This window comes from Sphingomonas lacunae (genome assembly GCF_012979535.1).
GTDB lineage: Bacteria > Pseudomonadota > Alphaproteobacteria > Sphingomonadales > Sphingomonadaceae > Sphingopyxis > Sphingopyxis lacunae.
On sequence record NZ_CP053015.1, the window covers coordinates 834,482 to 852,853 of the forward strand.

General features: G+C 63.4%; 17 protein-coding genes. 10 read left to right on the top strand and 7 right to left on the bottom strand.

From position 1 onward, the window contains the following. Window positions 1–627 carry an imidazoleglycerol-phosphate dehydratase HisB gene (hisB, locus tag GV829_RS03850; protein WP_169943984.1) on the bottom strand — a complete coding sequence of 209 codons (627 nt, stop codon included), beginning with the start codon at window positions 625–627 and terminating at the stop codon, window positions 1–3. A gap of 105 nt (window positions 628–732) precedes the next feature. On the opposite strand from hisB, the gene GV829_RS03855 reads away from it, so the two are divergent. The 4 genes from GV829_RS03855 to GV829_RS03870 all read left to right on the top strand — a co-directional run bounded on the left by GV829_RS03855 (window position 733) and on the right by GV829_RS03870 (window position 5,077). After that, window positions 733–1,221 (top strand): SspB family protein, encoded by a 489-nt coding sequence (locus GV829_RS03855; RefSeq protein WP_169943986.1) that lies wholly within the window; start codon window positions 733–735, stop codon window positions 1,219–1,221. Then, a complete protein-coding gene (gene fumC, locus GV829_RS03860; protein WP_169943988.1) occupies window positions 1,218–2,609 on the top strand; it encodes a class II fumarate hydratase in 1,392 nt (463 codons plus the stop codon). The genes GV829_RS03855 and fumC overlap by 4 nt, the downstream gene beginning before the upstream one ends. A gap of 117 nt (window positions 2,610–2,726) precedes the next feature. Further along, window positions 2,727–3,053 carry a hypothetical protein gene (locus GV829_RS03865; RefSeq protein ID WP_169943991.1) on the top strand — a complete coding sequence of 109 codons (327 nt, stop codon included), beginning with the start codon at window positions 2,727–2,729 and terminating at the stop codon, window positions 3,051–3,053. 164 nt (window positions 3,054–3,217) lie between these two features. Next, the gene (locus GV829_RS03870) at window positions 3,218–5,077 is read left to right on the top strand and encodes a DUF885 domain-containing protein (protein WP_169943993.1); all 1,860 of its coding nucleotides are present in this window, start codon (window positions 3,218–3,220) and stop codon (window positions 5,075–5,077) included. A gap of 45 nt (window positions 5,078–5,122) precedes the next feature. Here GV829_RS03870 and GV829_RS03875 read toward each other — a convergent pair whose 3' ends face one another. Further along, entirely contained in the window at window positions 5,123–5,740 is a 618-nt protein-coding gene (locus tag GV829_RS03875) for a DUF2585 domain-containing protein (protein WP_425505439.1), read from the bottom strand. On the opposite strand from GV829_RS03875, the gene gmk reads away from it, so the two are divergent. Further along, on the top strand, window positions 5,739–6,407 hold the full coding sequence (gene gmk / locus GV829_RS03880) for a guanylate kinase (protein WP_169943995.1): 669 nt from the start codon (window positions 5,739–5,741) through the stop codon (window positions 6,405–6,407). The genes GV829_RS03875 and gmk overlap by 2 nt on opposite strands. An 8-nt stretch (window positions 6,408–6,415) precedes the next feature. Here the strand turns inward: gmk and GV829_RS03885 are convergent, their stop codons facing one another. The 5 genes from GV829_RS03885 to GV829_RS03905 form a co-directional block, all read right to left on the bottom strand. Beyond that, window positions 6,416–6,856 carry an acyl-CoA thioesterase gene (locus tag GV829_RS03885; RefSeq protein WP_169943997.1) on the bottom strand — a complete coding sequence of 147 codons (441 nt, stop codon included), beginning with the start codon at window positions 6,854–6,856 and terminating at the stop codon, window positions 6,416–6,418. A gap of 5 nt (window positions 6,857–6,861) precedes the next feature. After that, window positions 6,862–7,374 (bottom strand): DUF1993 family protein, encoded by a 513-nt coding sequence (locus GV829_RS03890; protein ID WP_169943999.1) that lies wholly within the window; start codon window positions 7,372–7,374, stop codon window positions 6,862–6,864. Window positions 7,375–7,451: 77 nt separating this feature from the next. Further along, window positions 7,452–8,234: an SDR family NAD(P)-dependent oxidoreductase gene (locus tag GV829_RS03895; protein WP_169944001.1), complete on the bottom strand. Its 783-nt coding sequence runs from the start codon at window positions 8,232–8,234 to the stop codon at window positions 7,452–7,454. A gap of 25 nt (window positions 8,235–8,259) precedes the next feature. Beyond that, window positions 8,260–9,432 carry an acetyl-CoA C-acetyltransferase gene (locus GV829_RS03900; protein WP_169944003.1) on the bottom strand — a complete coding sequence of 391 codons (1,173 nt, stop codon included), beginning with the start codon at window positions 9,430–9,432 and terminating at the stop codon, window positions 8,260–8,262. Between the two features lie 25 nt (window positions 9,433–9,457). Beyond that, window positions 9,458–10,612, bottom strand: coding sequence for an acyl-CoA dehydrogenase family protein (locus GV829_RS03905; protein WP_169944005.1), 1,155 nt, complete (start codon window positions 10,610–10,612; stop codon window positions 9,458–9,460). A gap of 173 nt (window positions 10,613–10,785) precedes the next feature. Between GV829_RS03905 and GV829_RS03910 the strand changes: the two genes are divergently transcribed. The 5 genes from GV829_RS03910 to purH all read left to right on the top strand — a co-directional run bounded on the left by GV829_RS03910 (window position 10,786) and on the right by purH (window position 18,368). Then, window positions 10,786–11,808 (top strand): SMP-30/gluconolactonase/LRE family protein, encoded by a 1,023-nt coding sequence (locus tag GV829_RS03910; protein ID WP_169944007.1) that lies wholly within the window; start codon window positions 10,786–10,788, stop codon window positions 11,806–11,808. Between the two features lie 78 nt (window positions 11,809–11,886). Next, window positions 11,887–14,058 carry a M3 family metallopeptidase gene (locus GV829_RS03915; RefSeq protein WP_169944009.1) on the top strand — a complete coding sequence of 724 codons (2,172 nt, stop codon included), beginning with the start codon at window positions 11,887–11,889 and terminating at the stop codon, window positions 14,056–14,058. A 196-nt stretch (window positions 14,059–14,254) separates the two neighbouring features. Next, complete coding sequence (gene rpe, locus GV829_RS03920; RefSeq protein ID WP_169944011.1) at window positions 14,255–14,923, top strand: ribulose-phosphate 3-epimerase; 669 nt, start codon at window positions 14,255–14,257, stop codon at window positions 14,921–14,923. Next, window positions 14,920–16,749, top strand: a complete 1,830-nt coding sequence (locus tag GV829_RS03925) for a heparinase II/III family protein (RefSeq protein WP_169944013.1) — start codon at window positions 14,920–14,922, stop codon at window positions 16,747–16,749. The genes rpe and GV829_RS03925 overlap by 4 nt, the downstream gene beginning before the upstream one ends. Before the next feature lie 38 nt (window positions 16,750–16,787). Further along, complete coding sequence (gene purH / locus GV829_RS03930; protein WP_169944015.1) at window positions 16,788–18,368, top strand: bifunctional phosphoribosylaminoimidazolecarboxamide formyltransferase/IMP cyclohydrolase; 1,581 nt, start codon at window positions 16,788–16,790, stop codon at window positions 18,366–18,368. Window positions 18,369–18,372 lie beyond the last annotated feature (4 nt).

The following is an 18,372-nucleotide window of genomic DNA, read 5'->3' on the forward strand; positions in this document are numbered from 1 at the left end:
TCAATCGCTTTCGCTATCGCCCTCAGCCAGCGAACCGCCAGCGAGAATGCCCTTGGTCGAAGGCACTGCATTGGCCACCCGCGGATCGATAGCAATCGCAGACCGCAGAGCGCGCGCTAGCGCCTTGAACAGGCTCTCAGCTATATGATGGTTGTTCTCTCCATAGAGAGTCTCGAGATGCAGGGTGATTCCCGCCGCCTGAGCAAAGCTGCCGAACCAGTGGCTAAACAATTCGGTGTCCATTTCACCAAGGCGCGGCTGGCTGAATCCGGACTTCCAAACGAAATGCGGCCGGCCAGAAATGTCGAGCGCACAGCGGCTCAAGGTTTCATCCATCGGCGCATAGGCATGACCGTAGCGGACGATGCCACGGCGCTCTCCCATCGCTTTTGACACGGCCTCGCCAAAGGCGATGGCCGAATCCTCGACTGTGTGGTGCTGGTCGACATGCAAGTCGCCCTTCACATCCAGAGTGAGGTCAATCAGCGAATGGCGGCTCACCTGCTCGATCATATGATCAAGAAAGCCTATACCCGTCGACACTGTATAGGCACCCGTTCCGTCAAGATTGACGGTTACGCGGATGCGGGTTTCCCGCGTGTCCCGGGCTATTGTGGCGGTACGCATGGCGCGCCTGTTAGACGTCCCGCGCCGGGCAGGCAATGATGCAAAAGCTGTCGGCCTGACAATAGACACTTGACCCCATACCACCGCCCGGTCCACCTACGCGGCATGACCGACGCCCTGCCCCCAGATAGCCTGATCCCCTATGACGAAATCGTGCAGGAAGCGCTTAGGGCGGTTGTCGGGCGGGTCCTTGGTGAGATTGAAGCCGCAGGCGGACAATTGCCGGGCGGCCATCATTTCTACATCACGTTCAAGACGCAGGCGCCCGGTGTCGACATCCCGGCACACCTGATCGCCCGTTTTCCTGATGAAATGACCATTGTCTTGGAAAACCGTTTCTGGGACCTGTCCGTGCGGCCAGACGGCTTTTCTGTTGGCCTGTCATTCAATCAGGTCGGGTCGATGCTGCATATCCCCTTTGCAGCTATCACCGCTTTTGTTGATCCGTCGGTCGATTTCGGGCTGCAATTTCAGGTCGACGATGTCGAACAAGCTCCGGCGCCCCACGAAGAGGCGGAAAATGACCCGCCGCTGACTCGCGACCCCGATGATGGATCGAATGTCGTCACTGTGGATTTCGGCCGCAAGAAATGACCGGAGCGGCGACCCGGACCGAGAGCGATTCGCTTGGCCCGGTCGAGGTTCCTGCTGATAGCTATTGGGGTGCGCAGACCCAGCGCAGCATTACCAATTTCCCGTTTGGCGACCGCGAATGCATGCCGGTTGAGATCATTCGCGCGTTGGCGATGGTCAAGCTCGCAGCGGCTCGGGTCAATCGGCGGCACGGGCTTGATGCACGGCTGGCCGACGCGATCGAGATGGCAGCGGGCGAGATAGTAGAGGGCAAACTAGAGCGGCAATTTCCCCTATCCATATGGCAGACCGGTAGCGGCACCCAAACTAACATGAATGTCAATGAGGTGATCGCCGGGCGTGCCAATGAGTTGCTGACCGGGCAGCGCGGGGGCAAGGTCCCTGTACACCCCAACGACCATGTCAACCAGAGTCAGTCGTCCAACGACGCCTTTCCCACCGCGATGCATGTCGCCACAGCATTGGCGATGCACCGGCAGTTTATGCCCGCGCTGAGCAGGCTGGAGGCAGCACTATTAGCCAAGGCCGAGGCGTGGAGCGCCATCGTCAAGATCGGGCGGACACATTTGCAGGATGCCACCCCGCTGACGCTAGGTCAGGAATTTTCTGGCTATTACAGCCAGATACGCCAGTGTCGCGTGCGCACCGAACCGATGGTCGAGCATGCCATCACAAGGCTCGCGCTGGGCGGCACGGCGGTTGGCACCGGCCTCAACGCCCCCGCCCAATTTGGTGAGGATGTCGCCGCCGAACTGTCAGCCCTCACAGGCCTGTCCTTTGTCAGCGCGCCCAACAAGTTCGAAGCGCTGGCCAGCCATGATGTGCTGGTTGACCTGTCTGGACGGCTCAACACATTGGCAGTTGCACTGACCAAGATCGCCAATGACATCCGCCTGCTGGGCAGCGGCCCCCGATCCGGACTGGGGGAGTTGATCCTTCCGGCCAATGAGCCGGGCAGTTCGATCATGCCCGGCAAGGTCAACCCGACGCAATGCGAGATGATAACGATGGTCGCGGCACAGGTAATCGGCAACCATCAGGCCATCACCGTCGGCGGCATGCAGGGGCATCTGGAACTCAACGTGTTCAAGCCCCTGATCGGTGCCGGCGTGATCCGGTCAATCAACTTGCTCGCCACGGGCATGAACGGGTTCGTCACCCATTGCATCGATGGACTTTTGCCCGATGAGCGGCGCATTGCCGGACTGCTCGAACGGTCGCTGATGCTGGTGACCGCTCTGGCCCCGGCCATTGGCTATGATGCCGCCGCCGCCATCGCCAAACACGCTCATGAACAGGGTCGCACCTTGCGCGAAGTGGCGCTGGAAAGCGGATTGGTCGACGCCACCCGTTTTGACCAGTTGGTGGATCCGGCAAAAATGATCTGAGGCGCCAGGTGCCGCGTCAGCAGCGGTGACGATGCCACAGCTTTTTGCTAGGAACCGGGAAACACAATTGCAGGACAAAGGGTGATGACGGGACTGGAGCCCAAAGGAGTGTCAGCGATGATCGGCAAAACCATCGGCGCCGCGCTGGGCGGCCCCATCGCCAGCAAGGCCAGCAAGGACCCGCTGACCGGCATCATTGTCGGTGCCGCATCAATGTTCATTGCCAAGAAGCTGTTGCCGGCCCGCATCGCTGGTCTGGGCGCGGCGCTGGCGGCGGGTTACGTCACGACCAAGCTGGCTCAAAGGGCCGAACGGCAGATGCAGCTGGCCGAAACAGGCGCCAAGACAGCCAAGCGCGGTGCCCACATCGCTTCCGGGCCGGTACGCAAGGTGACTGCCAAGGCGCGTGAAGCCGCCAAGACGGCCATCGGCCGGGCAAAATGAACAACCCACCCGTTTGAGCAGGATCGTCGCTGACCAAACCACCCTGTCCGCGCCGACTGGCCCCTGACCCACCGCTGTTCCGCCCGGTTACCGCCTTTGCCAATGCCGCCACCGACATTCGCCCTGTCGACACGCAACAAGAAAATTGAAAGAGAGAGACGCCCATGGCCATGACTTTCCCCTCACCCATCCATTTTGACCGCCGTCAGACCATGACAGCCCTGTTGGGCGGCACGGTTCTGGCCGGCATGGGCGGCTTTTCGTCCCTGGCTTATGCCTCAACCGGCGAGGCGGCGACCCCGGCTGGCACGGCAGCGCGTGCGCTGTATGACCGATTGTTCTGGCAAGGCCTTGAGAACAACCCGGAAGGCGCCACCTCGCTGGGCCTCGACACCGGAAATCTGGCCCGCCTGCGCGGACGGTTGAGCAGCTCCGCAGCAAGCGACCGCTTCGGTTCGGCCAAGGCTCTGGTCGATGCCAAGCCGGCCATTGACGCCCTTTCCACCGACGGCATGTCCGCGATCGAGCGCAATCAGCTCGACGTGCTCAAATGGTTCGTCGCCCGGTCGGAAGAGATTGTCCGCACGCCCTATGGAGGCTTTGACGGCTATCCCATTCCCTATACGCTGACCCAATTGACCGGCAGCTATCAAGGCGTCCCGGATTTCCTCGACAGCACCCACCCCATTGCCTCCGCCGCTGATGCTGAGGCGGCCTTGCAGCGCATGGCCCAGATGGCAGTGGAAATCGGTAATGAGGTGGATCGCAGCCGCGCTGAAGCCGCGATGGGCGTGATCCCGCCGTCATTCATCCTGACCAAGACGCTGACCCAGACCCGTGCCCTGCGCGCCCAAAGCGGCGAAGGCTCCGGCATGGCCGCCAGCCTTGCCCGGCGCACGGCGGCAGCCGGCATCGCCGGCGATTGGGGTGCCCGCGCGGCAGCGCTGGTTGACGGGCCCATTGCCGCCGCGCTCGACCGCCAGATCGCCCTGCTCGAAGAGTTGATGCCGCGCGCAACCGACGAGGCCGGGGTCAGCCGGCTGCCGGGCGGCATGGAGTTTTACGCCACCTGCCTGAGGCAGCACACATCAACCACGCTGACGCCGCAAGAGGCGCACCAGCGCGGCCTTGAGGAAGTGGCCGACTATGAAGCGCGGCTTGCCCCCTTGCTGGCGGCAGCCGGGGTGAATGAAGGCAGCACCGGTGAACGGCTGACCGCGCTGGGCCAGCGGCCCGACCAGCTGTTCCCCAACACCGACGAAGGCCGCGCCGCCATGCTGGCCTATTGCAACGAGGTGAATGACGCGATGCGCGGCCTGTTGCCGCGCATGTTCAACAATCCGCCTGTGGCGCGGCTGGAGATCCGCCGGGTGCCGCCAGCCATCGAGCTGGGTGCGCCGCGGGGCTATGCACAACGCGGCAGCCTCGACGGGACACGCCCCGGCGCCTTTTACATCAACCTGCGCGACACGGCGGTCTGGCCGCGCTTTTCGCTGCCGACCTTTGTCTATCATGAAGGCATTCCGGGCCATGTGTTCCAGGGCGCGGTGCTGCTCGGCACCGATCTGCCCTTGCTCCACCGCAGCATGGGCATCGCCGCCTATGGCGAGGGCTGGGGCCTCTATGCCGAACAGATTGCCGACGAACTGGGCGTCTATGACAGCAACCCGCTCGGCCGGATCGGCTATCTGCAAGCTGCGCTGTACCGGGCGGTGCGCGTTGTCGTCGACACCGGCATGCACGCGCTGGGCTGGAGCAAGGCGCGGGCGCTGGCCTATATGATCGACAAGAGCGGATTGGCGCCGTCGGCAGCCGAGAATGAGATTGACCGCTACATCGTCTGGCCGGGTCAGGCGACCAGTTACAAGCTGGGCCACAGCGAGATCGTGCGGGCGCGTCAGGCCGCGCAGGCAACCATGGGCGCCCGCTTTGACATCCGGGGCTTTCATGACATTGTGCTGAAGCAGGGCTCACAGCCACTTGAACTGCTGGCAAGCAACGTAGCGGCGTGGGCGGCGGGATAATCGGTCATCGGTTGGCAGGGACGGTGCCCGACTGGTCAAGACTGGTCAGGCGCCGCCCTGCCAAACCCGGATAGCGTCGATTGGCCAGAGCAGCATCACGACGTTGAGCGTCAGATTGTCGCGGATCATCCACAGGGTGAAAAGCTCGAACGCGATAGCCAGCGGCACCCAGATTTTCCAGCCAAAGCGGGCGGCAAACAGGAAGCCGGCGATCATCATGCCAATGTCCGACAGCGAATTGATCACCGCATCACCGCTGTAGCCGAATGCCATCGTCGCTTCGCGATAGCGGTCAATCACCATCGGCGTGTTTTCGGCAATTTCCCAGGCCGACTCGATCAGCGTGGCAATGGCGAGGCGGATGCCCAGCGTCAGGTCGAGCGACAGGCGCGGCAGCAACCAGCCGAGCAGCGCAAAGAAGAGGAAGCCGTGGATGATATGGCTGAAACTGTACCAGTCACTAATTTGCTGGCTGTTTTCTGCGGAATGGACGGCGCCGTGCCATAATTTTATCGTGCCACATGTGCACATCGGCGTGCGGCCCATGGCGAGCAAAATGGCGGCGGCAGCCAGTGCCACCCCCGCAACGATCAGCCATTCACGGCGCACAATCCCCATCGACACTGATTGACGCGAAAGCGAGAGCGTTGCAAGAGCGGCCATGGCCGCATCGATCGCTCCCGACCATCCCAATCATTTCAAGCGCAGGGGAATCCTGTTCGTCGTCTCGTCGCCGTCCGGCGCGGGAAAATCGACGATTTCGCGCCGCCTGCTCGATGGTGACAAGGAACTGACCATGTCAGTGTCTGCCACCACCCGCGCGCCGCGACCCGGCGAGGTGGACGGCAAGGACTATCATTTCGTTGCCCTTGAGCAGTTCCGCGAGATGGTTGCCAATCATGAGTTCCTCGAATGGGCCCATGTGTTCGGCAACCGTTACGGCACGCCGCGCGCAGCGGTCGAGGAAGCACTGGCATCGGGTCGCGATGTCTTGTTCGACATTGACTGGCAGGGCGCCCAGCAACTGTACCAGCGCGCCGGTGGCGATGTCGTCCGCGTGTTCATTTTCCCGCCGTCGATGGCCGAACTGGAGCGTCGCTTGCGCGCGCGGGCGACCGACAGCGAAGAGGTGATCCAGGGACGGATGAGCCGGGCAGCGGCGGAAATCAGCCACTGGGACGGCTATGACTATGTGCTGGTCAATGACGATGTTGACCGCTGTTACGAGGATGTGAAGACTATCCTCGCCGCCGAACGGCTGAAGCGCAGCCGTCAGACCGGGCTGATCGGCTATGTCAGGAAGCTGATGACCGAGGGGTCGGGCGACTGAGCCTGCGCTCAGCCGCCGGAGTGAACCATCATCTTTTCCAGCCCCTCGCGCAATTCGCTGCGCAGCGGCTTGGCCTGATTGTCGGTGCGGGCGACAACCACCGTGTCGCAGGTGGCGATGCAGTGGCCATTCTGGAACATGCCCTGAAGGATGGTCCAGCTTGACGTGCCGATATGGCCGATGCCCGACGCCAGCGTGACGGGATCGGGAAAATTCCCTTCCGCCAGATAGTTGATCGTCACCGCCGCGACCATCGTGCGCTCGTTCGCCGGGCGGTCGGCCCAGACCCGGACCTCCCGGTTGAGCATCACCCGCGCGCTTTCGAACAGGGCGGCAAAGGCCACATTGTTGAGGTGGCCGTTGACGTCCATGTCCTGAAAACGGGTCTGGATGTCGAGATGAACGGGGTAGCTGCCGGGGTTGAGCCGCCAGGCTTCGGGCTTGGCCATGCCGGTCAGAGTCCCGTGGGGAAGAGGTCGGCCTTGCCAATGGCAACACCGCGCATCCGCAGGATGGCGTAGGCAATCGACAAATGGAAATGGATGTTGGTGGTGGCAAAGCCCGTCACCCACTGGCCGATCGGCAGGGTCGGTTCCATCACGTTACCCAGCTTGATGGTGGCGGGGACATCTTCACGACCGGCAAACTGCTCCGGGGTCAGCGTGGCGAGAAAGGCCTTGGCATCGCTGATCGCCGCCTGAAAACCGGCGACATCCAGGTCTTCGGGCAGGGCAGCCGGCACGTCGACACCGGCGGCTCGGGCAGTGTAGCTTTTCGAGAAATTGATCACCATCGACAGCTGAAACGACAGCGGCAGCATGTCATCGGCCAGCTTCCAGCCAAGGAAATCAGCGTCCGAAACGCCCTGTGCGGCGGCATGGGCAGCACCCTTTGCAAGGATGTTGGCGGTGGCGTCGAGCGCCTTGTCGTACATGCCGACGAAGCTGAAGAAGCTGATGGGGGTCAAGGTTTCTCTCCTATTTGAAAGGCAAAGGGCGGCGGCGCAGGATCGCACCGCCGCCCCTATGTCTCGAGGCTGATCGATCAGCGCGGCGTCATGCGGATGCCGCCGTCGAGGCGGACATCTTCGCCGTTGAAATAGCCATTCTCGATCATGCACATGGCGAGGTTGGCATATTCCACCGGATTGCCAAGGCGCTTTGGATTGAGCACCGAGGCGCCCAGCGCGTCACGGACATTCTGCGGGGCACCGGCGAGCAGCGGGGTGTCAAAGATGCCGGGCAGGATGGTGTTGACGCGGATATTCTCGCTGGCGAGGTCACGCGCGATCGGCAGGGTCATACCGACAACCCCGCCCTTGGACGCCGAATAGGCCGCCTGGCCCATCTGGCCGTCTTCGGCAGCAACCGAAGCGGTGTTGACGATAGCGCCACGGTCGCCATCGGCCTGCGGTTCGAGCGTCATCATGCCGGCCGCCGACTTGGCGATGCAGCGGAAGGTGCCGACCAGGTTGATCTGGATGATCCAGTTGAAGGCATCGAGCGGGAAATGCTTGATGCTGCCGTCTTCCTTGGAACGGCTGGCGGTCTTGATCGCGTTGCCGGTGCCGGCGCAGTTGACGAGGATACGTTCCTGGCCATGCGCTTCACGGGCCTTGGCAAAAGCGGCGTCGACCGAGGCATCGTCGGTGACATTGCACTCGCAGAAGATGCCGCCGATTTCGGCAGCGACGGCGAGGCCCTTTTCTTCCTGAAGGTCGAACAGGGCCACCTTGACACCCTTGGCGGCAAGGGCGCGGGCGGTTGCGGCACCAAGGCCGGAGGCACCACCGGTGACAACGGCGGCAACAGAGGAATCGAGAATCATATGTTGGTCTCCAAAGGGAAGGGGATCAGAGGCGTTCGACGATGGTGACGTTGGCGACACCGCCGCCTTCGCACATCGTCTGCAGGCCGTACTTGCCGCCACGCGCCTTGAGCGCGTTGAGCAGGGTGGCCATCAGCTTGGTGCCCGAGGCGCCAAGCGGGTGACCAAGCGCGATGGCGCCGCCATGGACGTTCAGCTTTTCCGGATCAGCGCCGGTGTGCTTGAGCCAGGCCATCGGCACCGAAGCGAAGGCTTCGTTGACTTCATACAGGTCGATGTCACCAATCTTCATGCCGGCGCGCTGCAGCGCACGGTCGGTGGCGAACAGCGGCTCTTCGAGCATGATCACCGGGTCACCGGCGGTGACGGTCAGCGAGTGGATGCGGGCGATCGGCGTCAGGCCATGATCCTTGAGCGCCTGTTCCGAGACGATCAGCGCGGCCGAGGCACCATCACAGATCTGCGATGAGGTCGCGGCGGTCAGTGCGCCGCCTTCGGACAGGAGCTTGACCCCGGCAATGCCTTCAAGCGTCGCGTCCATGCGCACGCCTTCGTCGATGCGGTGGATCTGCTTGCCTTCGGGGGTTTCGATTTCGATGCCGACAATCTCATTGTCGAACAGGCCGGCTTCGATCGCCGCCTTGGCATTGATGTGGCTCTTGAGCGCGAAGCGGTCGAGATCATCCTTGGTGAAGCCATGCTTCTTGACGATCATTTCCGCGCCCATGAACTGCGACCAGGCGATGCCCGGATAGCGTTCCTCCAGACCCGGCGACTTATAGTTGCCGAGGCCTTCCTTCATGTGGAACATCGCGGTCGAGCCCATCGGCACGCGGGTCATGCTTTCAACACCGGCGGCGATGACCATGTCCTGCGTGCCCGACATGACGGCCTGGGCAGCGAACTGGATCGCCTGCTGCGAAGAGCCGCACTGGCGGTCGATGGTGACGGCCGGGACGCTTTCACCCAGATGCTTGGTGGCGAGCACGGCATTGCGGCCGACCTGCATGGCCTGCTGGCCACCCTGGCCAACGCAGCCCATGATCACATCCTCGACCTTCTTGCCGTCGATGCCGGTGCGCTCGACAATGGCGTCGAGTGTGGCGGCGGCGAGGTCAACCGGGTGGACACCGGCAAGGCGGCCATTGCGTTTGCCGCCGGCGGTGCGGACGGCATCAACGATATAAGCGGTAGGCATAGGGAATTCCTCTCTGCGATCAGCCTCAGAGCTTGCGGCCGATCAGTTCCTTCATGATTTCATTGGTGCCGCCGAAAATGCGGGTGACGCGCGCGGCGCGCCAGGCACGGGCGATGGGATATTCGTTCATGTACCCTGCGCCGCCATGCAGCTGCAGGCACTTGTCCATCACTTCCCACTGCAGTTCAGTGTGCCACAGCTTGGCCGCGGCGCCTTCTTCTGCGGTCAGCTCCTTCTTGAGCAGGCGGGTCAGTGCCCAATCGAGGTGGGCCCAGCCGACCTGCAGCTTGGACTTGAGGTCAGCCAGAACAAAGCGGCTGTTCTGGAAATCGAGCACCGGCTTGCCGAACGCCTTGCGGTCACGGGTGAATTCAACCGTGTCGTCAAAGGCGCGCTGGGCCGAAGCCTGCGCCGAGACGGCGATCGACAGGCGTTCTTGCGGCAGTTCGCTCATCAGATAGATGAAGCCCTTGCCCTCTTCACCAAGGCAATTGGTGATCGGCACGCGGACATCGTTGAAGAAGAGTTCCGACGTGTCGGCTTCGTCCTGACCAATCTTGTCGAGGTTGCGGCCGCGCTGGAAACCTTCGCGGTCGGCTTCGACGAGGACGATCGAAACGCCCTTCCACGCCGGCTGCACTTCGGTGTCGGTCTTGCAGCAGACGAGGATCAGGTCGGCATTCTGGCCGTTGGTGATGTAGGTCTTGCTGCCGTTGATGACATAATGGTTGCCATCCTTCTTGGCGGTGGTGCGCATCCCTTGAAGGTCCGAGCCGGTGCCCGGTTCGGTCATGGCGATAGCGGTGATCACCTCACCCGCCACCATCTTGGGCAGCCAGTGCTTCTTCTGCTCTTCCGAGCCATAGGAGACGATATAGTTGGTGACGATGTCCGACTGCAGCGAGAAGCCCGTCGTGGCGCGGCCATAATAGGCGCTCTCTTCATCGACGATGGCGTTGTAGCCAAAATCGAGGCCAAGACCGCCATATTCCTCCGGCACGGTCGGGCACAACATGCCCAGCGCGCCCGCCTTGGGCCAGATATCCTTGGGGACGATGCCTTCGTCGGCCCATTTCGCGGCGTTGGGGGCGACTTCGGCTTCGAGGAACTGGCGAACCGTGCGACGGAACGCTTCATGATCCTCGGAATAAGCAGAGCGGGAAATATTATCGAGCGACATGGGCTTCTCTCTCCTGGGGCAGAATCCGGTCGGCAGGGCCAAAAGCCCACCTGTAACCCAGACCAAAGCTTACGTTTACGTTTCCGTCAAGTAGTGAGTCGTGGCAGTTGGACCAGGCCGATATTCGTATGCGTCGGGAGGACATTCCAGTCCACTCGCGCTATGGCCCGAACATGATCAATTTGGCCAAGCTGACCGAGACACCGACCCTGCTGATCGACGCCCGCTGCTCGCTTGGCGAGGGGCCGCGCTGGCATCGCCAAGAACGCCGCCTCTATTGGGTGGACATTGACCGGAAGCTTTTGCTGCGCTGGGACGCTGCCAGCGGGGCTGTGGAACAGCGGCAGTTTGACGCACCGGTGGCCTGTTTCGCCTTTCGCAGGGACGGCGGGCTGGTGCTGGGCATGAAGGATGGCTGTGCGCTGATCGATGGGTGGGACGCACCAGTCGTGCCGTTCGGCCCGCAGGTGCTGGCGGGCAAGCCGCGCCACCGGATGAATGATGGCCGCACCGACCCCGCCGGGCGTTTCTGGGTCGGCAGCCTTAATGGCGCCAAGGATGTTGAGGATGCCACGCTCTATCGTCTGGACGCCAACGGCACTCTCACCGCCATCGAAAGCGGCATGACCACCTGCAACGGGGCAGCGTTCTTTGCTGGCCTTTCCCGTTCGCAAGCGAACGCGGCGGATTTCACTGGCCTTTCCCGTTCGCAAGCGAACGCGGCGGATTTCACTGGCCTTTCCCGTTCGCAAGCGAACGCGGCGGAGAACATCAACTGGCGTTTTTGCCACAGCGATACGCCGAGCCATGCGGTGCGCGCCTATGATGTCGATCCGGCCAGCGGCGCCCTCTCCAACCGGCGCATCCTCCACCAGTTCGAGCGCGGAGTCGGCCCGGGCCTCGGCCGCCCCGATGGCGGCAGCTTCGACGCCGAAGGTTGTTACTGGGTGGCGATGTTCGACGGCTGGCGGGTGGTGCGCCTGTCACCGAAGGGTGAGGTTTTGCGGATCGTCGAGTTGCCGGTGCAGCGCCCGACGATGATCGCCTTTGGCGGCGATGATGGCCGCACCGCATTCGTCACCAGCGCGACAACGGGGCTGGACGAGGCGGCGCTGGCGGCACAACCGGGAGCCGGCGGGGTATTTGCGTTCCGGGTTGAAGCGCCAGGCATGGACGAGAATGCCTTCGGAGGGTGAGGCCATCTGATTTCCGTTGCAACCACCCGAGAGACTGTCCTATCCTGCCAATACAGGATTTGAGAGGAACTCCCCCCTATGACGCGTCGTATTGCCCTGCTGATGGCTGGCACCGCCCTGCTGTCGGCTTGCACCCCTGCCACCACCTCCACGGAAACCATGGCCAGCACAGACACCTCCACCACGCCTGCCGCCAGTGGCAATCCGCTGACCGCTGACTGGGCCGGCCCCTATGGCGGCGTGCCCGCGTGGGACAAGCTGGACGTCGAGCACTTCCCGGCCGCGTTCGAGGAAGCTATGGCCGATTACCGCCGCGAGGTGGCCGCCATCCGCGACAATCCGGCTCCGGCGACGTTCGAAAACACCCATGTCGCAATGATGCGTTCCGGCCAGAAAATCCGCCGCCTCTATTCCTATTGGGGGGTGATGACGTCGAACCTGTCGAACCCGCGGGTCCAGCAGATTGAGGCCGAATGGGAGCCACGACTGTCGGCTTTCTTTGACGAGATCAGCCTCGACGACAAATTGTTCCAGCGGCACAAGGCGGTTTATGACGGTCGCGTCGCTGCCGGGCTGAATGCGCAACAGATGCGCATCGTCGAGCGCAGCTTTGAGAGCTATGTCCGCAACGGTGCCAATCTAGACCCCGCCGGCAAGGCGCGACTGACTGCGATCAACACCGAACTGGCCGGCCTGTTCTCGGAATTTGGCGCCAAGCTGCTGGCCGATGAAGCAACCTATATCTTTGTCACCAACGAGGCGGAGCTGGCCGGGCTGGAACCGGCGTTCAAGGCGAGCCTTGCCGCTGCTGCCGCCGCCCAAGGTCGCCCGGGTCAATGGGCGATCAAGAACACCCGCTCGGCCGCCCAGCCTGTGCTGCAGTTCGCCGAGAACCGGGCGCTGCGCGAGCGCGTGTGGCGCGCCTTCACCAGCCGTGGCGACAATGGCAATGCCAATGACACCAAGGCGACCATCGCCCGCATCCTCCAGCTGCGTCAGGATCGGGCGGCGCTGCTCGGTTTTGCAAACCATGCAGACTATCGCATGCAGGATACGATGGCCCGCACGCCCGATCGGGCAATGGACCTGATGATGCGCGTGTGGCGCCCGGCCGTCGCGCGGGTGCGCGAGGAGGTCGCCGACATGCAGGCGATTGCCAACCGGGAAGCCGCCGCCAACCGGACGGAGCGCATCACGATCGAGCCGTGGGACTATCGCTATTATGCCGAAAAGGTGCGCAAGGACCGCTATGACCTGAACGAGGCCGAGGTGAAGCCTTACCTCAAGCTCGACAATCTGGTGAACGGCATGTTCTGGGCTGCGGAACAGCTGTATGACCTGAGGTTCCGCGACACGACCGGCACCATCTCTGTGTTCGATCCGCAGGTGCGCACATTCGAAGTGACCAACGCCAGGACGGGCGCGCATGTCGGTGTCTTCTACCTCGACAATTTCGCCCGCGAAGGAAAGCGGTCGGGCGCGTGGATGACGACCTATCGCGACCAGCAGCGGCTGGCGCCGGCGTCGACCACCATCGCCTCGAACAACAACAACTTCACCCCCGGTGCCAATGGCGCGCCGACGCTGATCAGCCTTGATGACGCGTCGACGCTGTTCCACGAGTTCGGCCACGGCATCCACTATCTGTTGCAGGATGTGACCTATCCCGATCTCGCCGGGGTGCCGCGCGACTTTGTCGAATATCCGAGCCAGGTGAACGAGAATTGGCTGCTGACGCCGGAGATCCTCAACCGCTTTGCCACCCATTGGCAGACGGGTGAGCCGATGCCGGCAGCGCTGGTCGAAAAGATCCGCAATTCCGACAAGTTCAACCAGGGCTTTTCGACGGTTGAATATCTGGCGAGCGCGATTGTCGACATGAAGCTGCACAATCGTTCGACGCCGGTCACCGACATTGCCGCGTTCGAGCGCGAGACGCTGGCGGAGCTGGGTATGCCGCGCGAGATCGTCATGCGCCACCGCCTGCCGCAGTTCGGCCACCTGTTCAGCTCCGACGCCTATTCGGCGGGCTATTACAGCTATCTGTGGTCGGAAACGATGGACGCCGACACTTGGGCGGCCTTTGAGGAAGCCGGCGGGCCATGGGACCGCACGGTCGCCGACCGGTTCCGCACCGTGCTGCTCTCGACCGGCAACGAGACCGACCGGGCCGAGGCCTATCGCGTCTTCCGTGGCCGTGACCCGGATGTCCGGGCGCTGCTGGCAAAGCGGGGCTTCCCCACCGACTGATCACCGGCCACAGACAATCAATCACCCCGGCCTGCCCTCCGGCGGGTCGGGGTTTTGTCAGGGCGCTGTAACCCGACGAGAGCCAGCGGTGGTGGTGTCAGCCCCATCCATCCACAAGATAATGTGATTTTGCCACTTATTGTCGGTGATGGATGTTGCCCGCGATTCGCATCGTCGCTAAGGCCCTTGCTTAACCATGACAGTCCCACGCCCCACCCTGATCGCCCCATCCATTTTGTCCGCCGATTTTGCCCGGCTGGGTGAGGAAGTGCGGGCAATTGACGCGGCCGGGGCGGACTGGATCCATGTCGATGTGATGGACGGTCATTTTGTCCCCAACATCACCATCGGCCCGATGGTGGTGAAGGCGCTGCGCCCGCACACGACCAAGACCTTTGACGTGCATCTGATGATCTCTCCGGTCGATGCCTATCTTGAGGCCTTTGCCGAAGCGGGCGCCGATATCATCAGTTTCCACCCGGAAGCCGGACCGCACAGCCACCGCACGGTGCAGACGATCAAGGCGCTGGGGAAAAAGGCCGGCGTCGTCCTCAATCCGGCAACCCCGGCCAAGATGCTCGACTATCTGATCGAAGAGGTCGATCTGGTATTGGTGATGAGCGTCAACCCCGGCTTTGGCGGCCAGAGCTTCATCTCGAGCCAGCTGAAGAAGATCGAGGCGATCCGCAGCATGATCGACAAGCGGGGGCTCGACGTGCACCTTGAGGTCGATGGAGGCGTCGATGCGACAACCGCGCCGATGTGCATTGCTGCCGGTGCCGATGTGCTGGTTGCCGGGTCCGCGACCTTCCGCGGCGGGCCGGAGCATTATGCCGGCAACATCAAGGCCCTGCGCGGCGCATGAGACATGAGGCGGACATTGCGCCGCCTGCTCGCGGCTCAGAACTCCCCGCCGGGGAGCTTGATCGCGGCCCCACGCCTGTCCACAATGATGTCGACCGGTTCGACAGCGGGGATTCGGTCGAGACAGGCAAGCGGCTCATCCGCCTGTCCGAAGATCGAGGAGCCAGCCTCGCCGACCGCATTGCCGCCCGTTTCTATCGCCTGACCTGGCGGACCCCTCTGCACGCCCTGCGCCTGCGCGGGCGTTTTCCGCTCAAGTTGCTCGGCGTGCCCGAGGACCCGATCCCCGGCGACCCGATGGCGGGCAAGGCGCTGCGAGCGGGGCATTTCCTGTACCGCGGGCTGAAATTGCCGACGGCACGGCTCGACTTTGCCAATCTGCCGGTCCCGCCAGCCTTTGCCGACTATATTCACAGCTTTGCCTGGCTGCGCGATCTGGCCAGCGCGGGCACGCGCACCGATGTCGCACCCATCGCCGAAGCGTTGCAGCGCCGGTGGATTGAAGCCCATGACGAGACAATCGCCGAGCCCGCGTGGCGACCCGACAATGCCGGGTGGCGCATCCTCTTCTGGTTGGCCTATGCGCCGGCCCTCCTGAGCACCGACGACCATGTCCACCGCAGCCGGGTGCTGAATGGCATTGCCCGAACCGCGCGTCACCTCGACCGTACTGCAGACAGCGTCCGCCCGGGCGTGCCACAGCTTGTCGCTTGGGCCGGGATCGTCGCGGCGGGCCTGTCGCTGCCGGGCGGTGAACCACGCCGCAGCTTTGGAGAGGCTGGTCTGCGCCGGGCGTTGTTGGGCTGTTTCTATGCCGACGGAGGGACGATCAGCCGCGCGCCGGCCATGCAAGCCGACGCCATTGCCGTCCTTTCGATGCTCGTGCGGGTCTATGCCTTGCGCCGCCTGGACGCACCCGCATGGATTCACGAAACACTGGCGGTCGCGGTCCCCGCACTGACGGCGCTCACCCACGGCGATGGTGGTCTGGGCAGTTGGCAAGGCAGCGGGGCCATGCGGCCGGACGCGGTCGACGCGATCGTCAAGGCCAGCGGCATACGCGCGCGTCCCCTGAGACAAGCACGCGACTGGGGCTATCAGCGCCTGACCGCCGGTCGTTCGCTGTTGCAGGTTGATGCGGCACCGCCGCCAGTGGCGCGTGCCACAGACGCGGGCTGCGCCTCCACCCTCGCCATCGAATTTTCCGACGGGCCACACCGGTTGATTGTCAATTGCGGCGGCGCGGCGCTCGCCGGCGCGCTGATCCCGGCCGAGCTGGCAAGGGGCCTGAGGACCACAGCGGCGCATTCGACGCTGACCCTGGGTGACCAGAATTCGACCGCCATCCTGCCCGACGGCACCCTTGGCAAGGGCGTGACGCAGGTCGAGATAGACCGGCGCGAAATCAGCGGCGAGGGCGGCGGGGCGAGCCGGCTGGAACTCAGTCATGACGGCTACGTCAAACGCCACGGCTTCGCCCACAGGCGTCTGTTGATTCTGGCCAACAGCGGCAAGGAGTTGCGCGGCGAGGACATGCTGGTGCCGCAGGGGCGAAAACGCCGCGGCGACGCGCTCGAATTTGTCATCCGTTTCCATCTCGGCCCCGATATCGAGCCGAGCATGACCGCCGACGGTCAGGCCGCGCTGCTCCGCATCACCAATGGTGCCATGTGGCAATTGCGTTGCGCCGGAGCGAGCATGCGGATCGAGGAAAGCCTGTGGGTCGATGGCGATGGCCGCCCTACCCCGACCTATCAACTCGAACTGACCGGCACGACCCCCGCAGGCGGGGCAAGCGTCGGCTGGTTGTTGCGCTGCATCGGTTGATTCCGACGCACCACTGTTCAATCTGAAGGAGTTTCCCCGTGTCCGACCGCGTGACCATCCACCGCGCCCTGCTTTCCGTTTCCGACAAGACCGGCCTTGTCGAGTTGGCCACTGCTCTGGCGGCCAAGGGTGTCGACCTGGTCTCGACCGGCGGCACAGCCAAGGCGTTGCGTGATGCAGGACTCGATGTACGGGACGTCTCCGACCTTACCGGTTTTCCGGAGATGATGGACGGACGGGTCAAGACGCTCCACCCGATGGTGCATGGCGGCCTGCTCGCCGTGCGTGACGAGGCGAGCCATGTCGCAGCCATGGAAGAACATGGCATAGGCGCCATCGATCTCGCCGTCGTCAACCTCTACCCCTTTGCCGCGACCGTGGCGCGTGGCGCCGAACGCGATGACATCATCGAGAATATCGACATCGGCGGCCCGGCGATGGTGCGCAGCGCCGCCAAGAACCACGCCCATGTCGCGATTGTCACCGACCCGGCCGATTATGCCGCGATCATCGCCGGTGACGGATCGACCGACTTTGCCTTCCGCAAGATGCTGGCCGCCAAGGCCTTTGCCCATACCGCCGCCTATGACGGGATGATCGCCAGCTGGTTCGGTTTTGCCGACCAGGGCAAGATGTTCCCCGACACGCTGCCGATGACCGGCCAGCTGTCGAGCGAGCTGCGCTATGGTGAGAACCCGCACCAGAAGGCGGCATTCTATGTCCCGCACGGTCCGCACGCCAAGGGCATCGGTCAGGCCGAACAGGTGCAGGGCAAGGAGCTTTCCTACAATAACCTCAACGACGCCGATGCCGCATTGGAGCTGGTCGCCGAATTCCGGGATGCCGGCCCCGCCTGTGTCATCGTCAAGCATGCCAATCCGTGCGGCGTGGCGACCGGCGCGACGATTGCCGAGGCGTACAAGGCGGCGTTCGAGTGCGACAGCGTTTCGGCCTTCGGCGGCATCATCGCGGTCAATGGCCTGATCGACGGGCCGACGGCGGAAGCGATCACCGACATTTTCACCGAGGTCGTCGTCGCGCCCGATGCCGATGCCGATGCGCGGGCGATCTTTGCGAAGAAGAAGAATCTGCGCCTGCTCCTCACCGGCGAACTGCCCGACCCGGCGCGTGGCGGCCTGACGATGAAGACGATTGCCGGCGGCTGGCTGGTGCAAACCCGCGACAATGGCCGGATCGGCCGCGATGACCTGAAGGTCGTCACCAAGCGGCAGCCGACCGCCCAGGAACTGGACGACGCGCTGTTCGCCTGGACAATCGCCAAACATGTCAAATCCAACGCCATCGTCTATGCCAAGGATGGCGTAACGGCAGGGATCGGCGCCGGCCAGATGAACCGTCGCGACAGCGCACGGATCGCCGCCGCCAAGGCCAAGGAAGCCGCCGAGACATTCGGCTGGGCGCAGGCGCGGACGATCGGTTCAGCGGTGTCGTCGGATGCCTTCTTCCCCTTTGCCGACGGTTTGCTGGCGGCGGTTGAGGCCGGGGCGACGATGGTCATCCAGCCGGGCGGTTCGATGCGCGACGAGGAGGTGATCGCTGCGGCGGACGAGGCTGGGCTTGCCATGGTTTTCACCGGGATGCGCCACTTCCGCCACTGAGGCA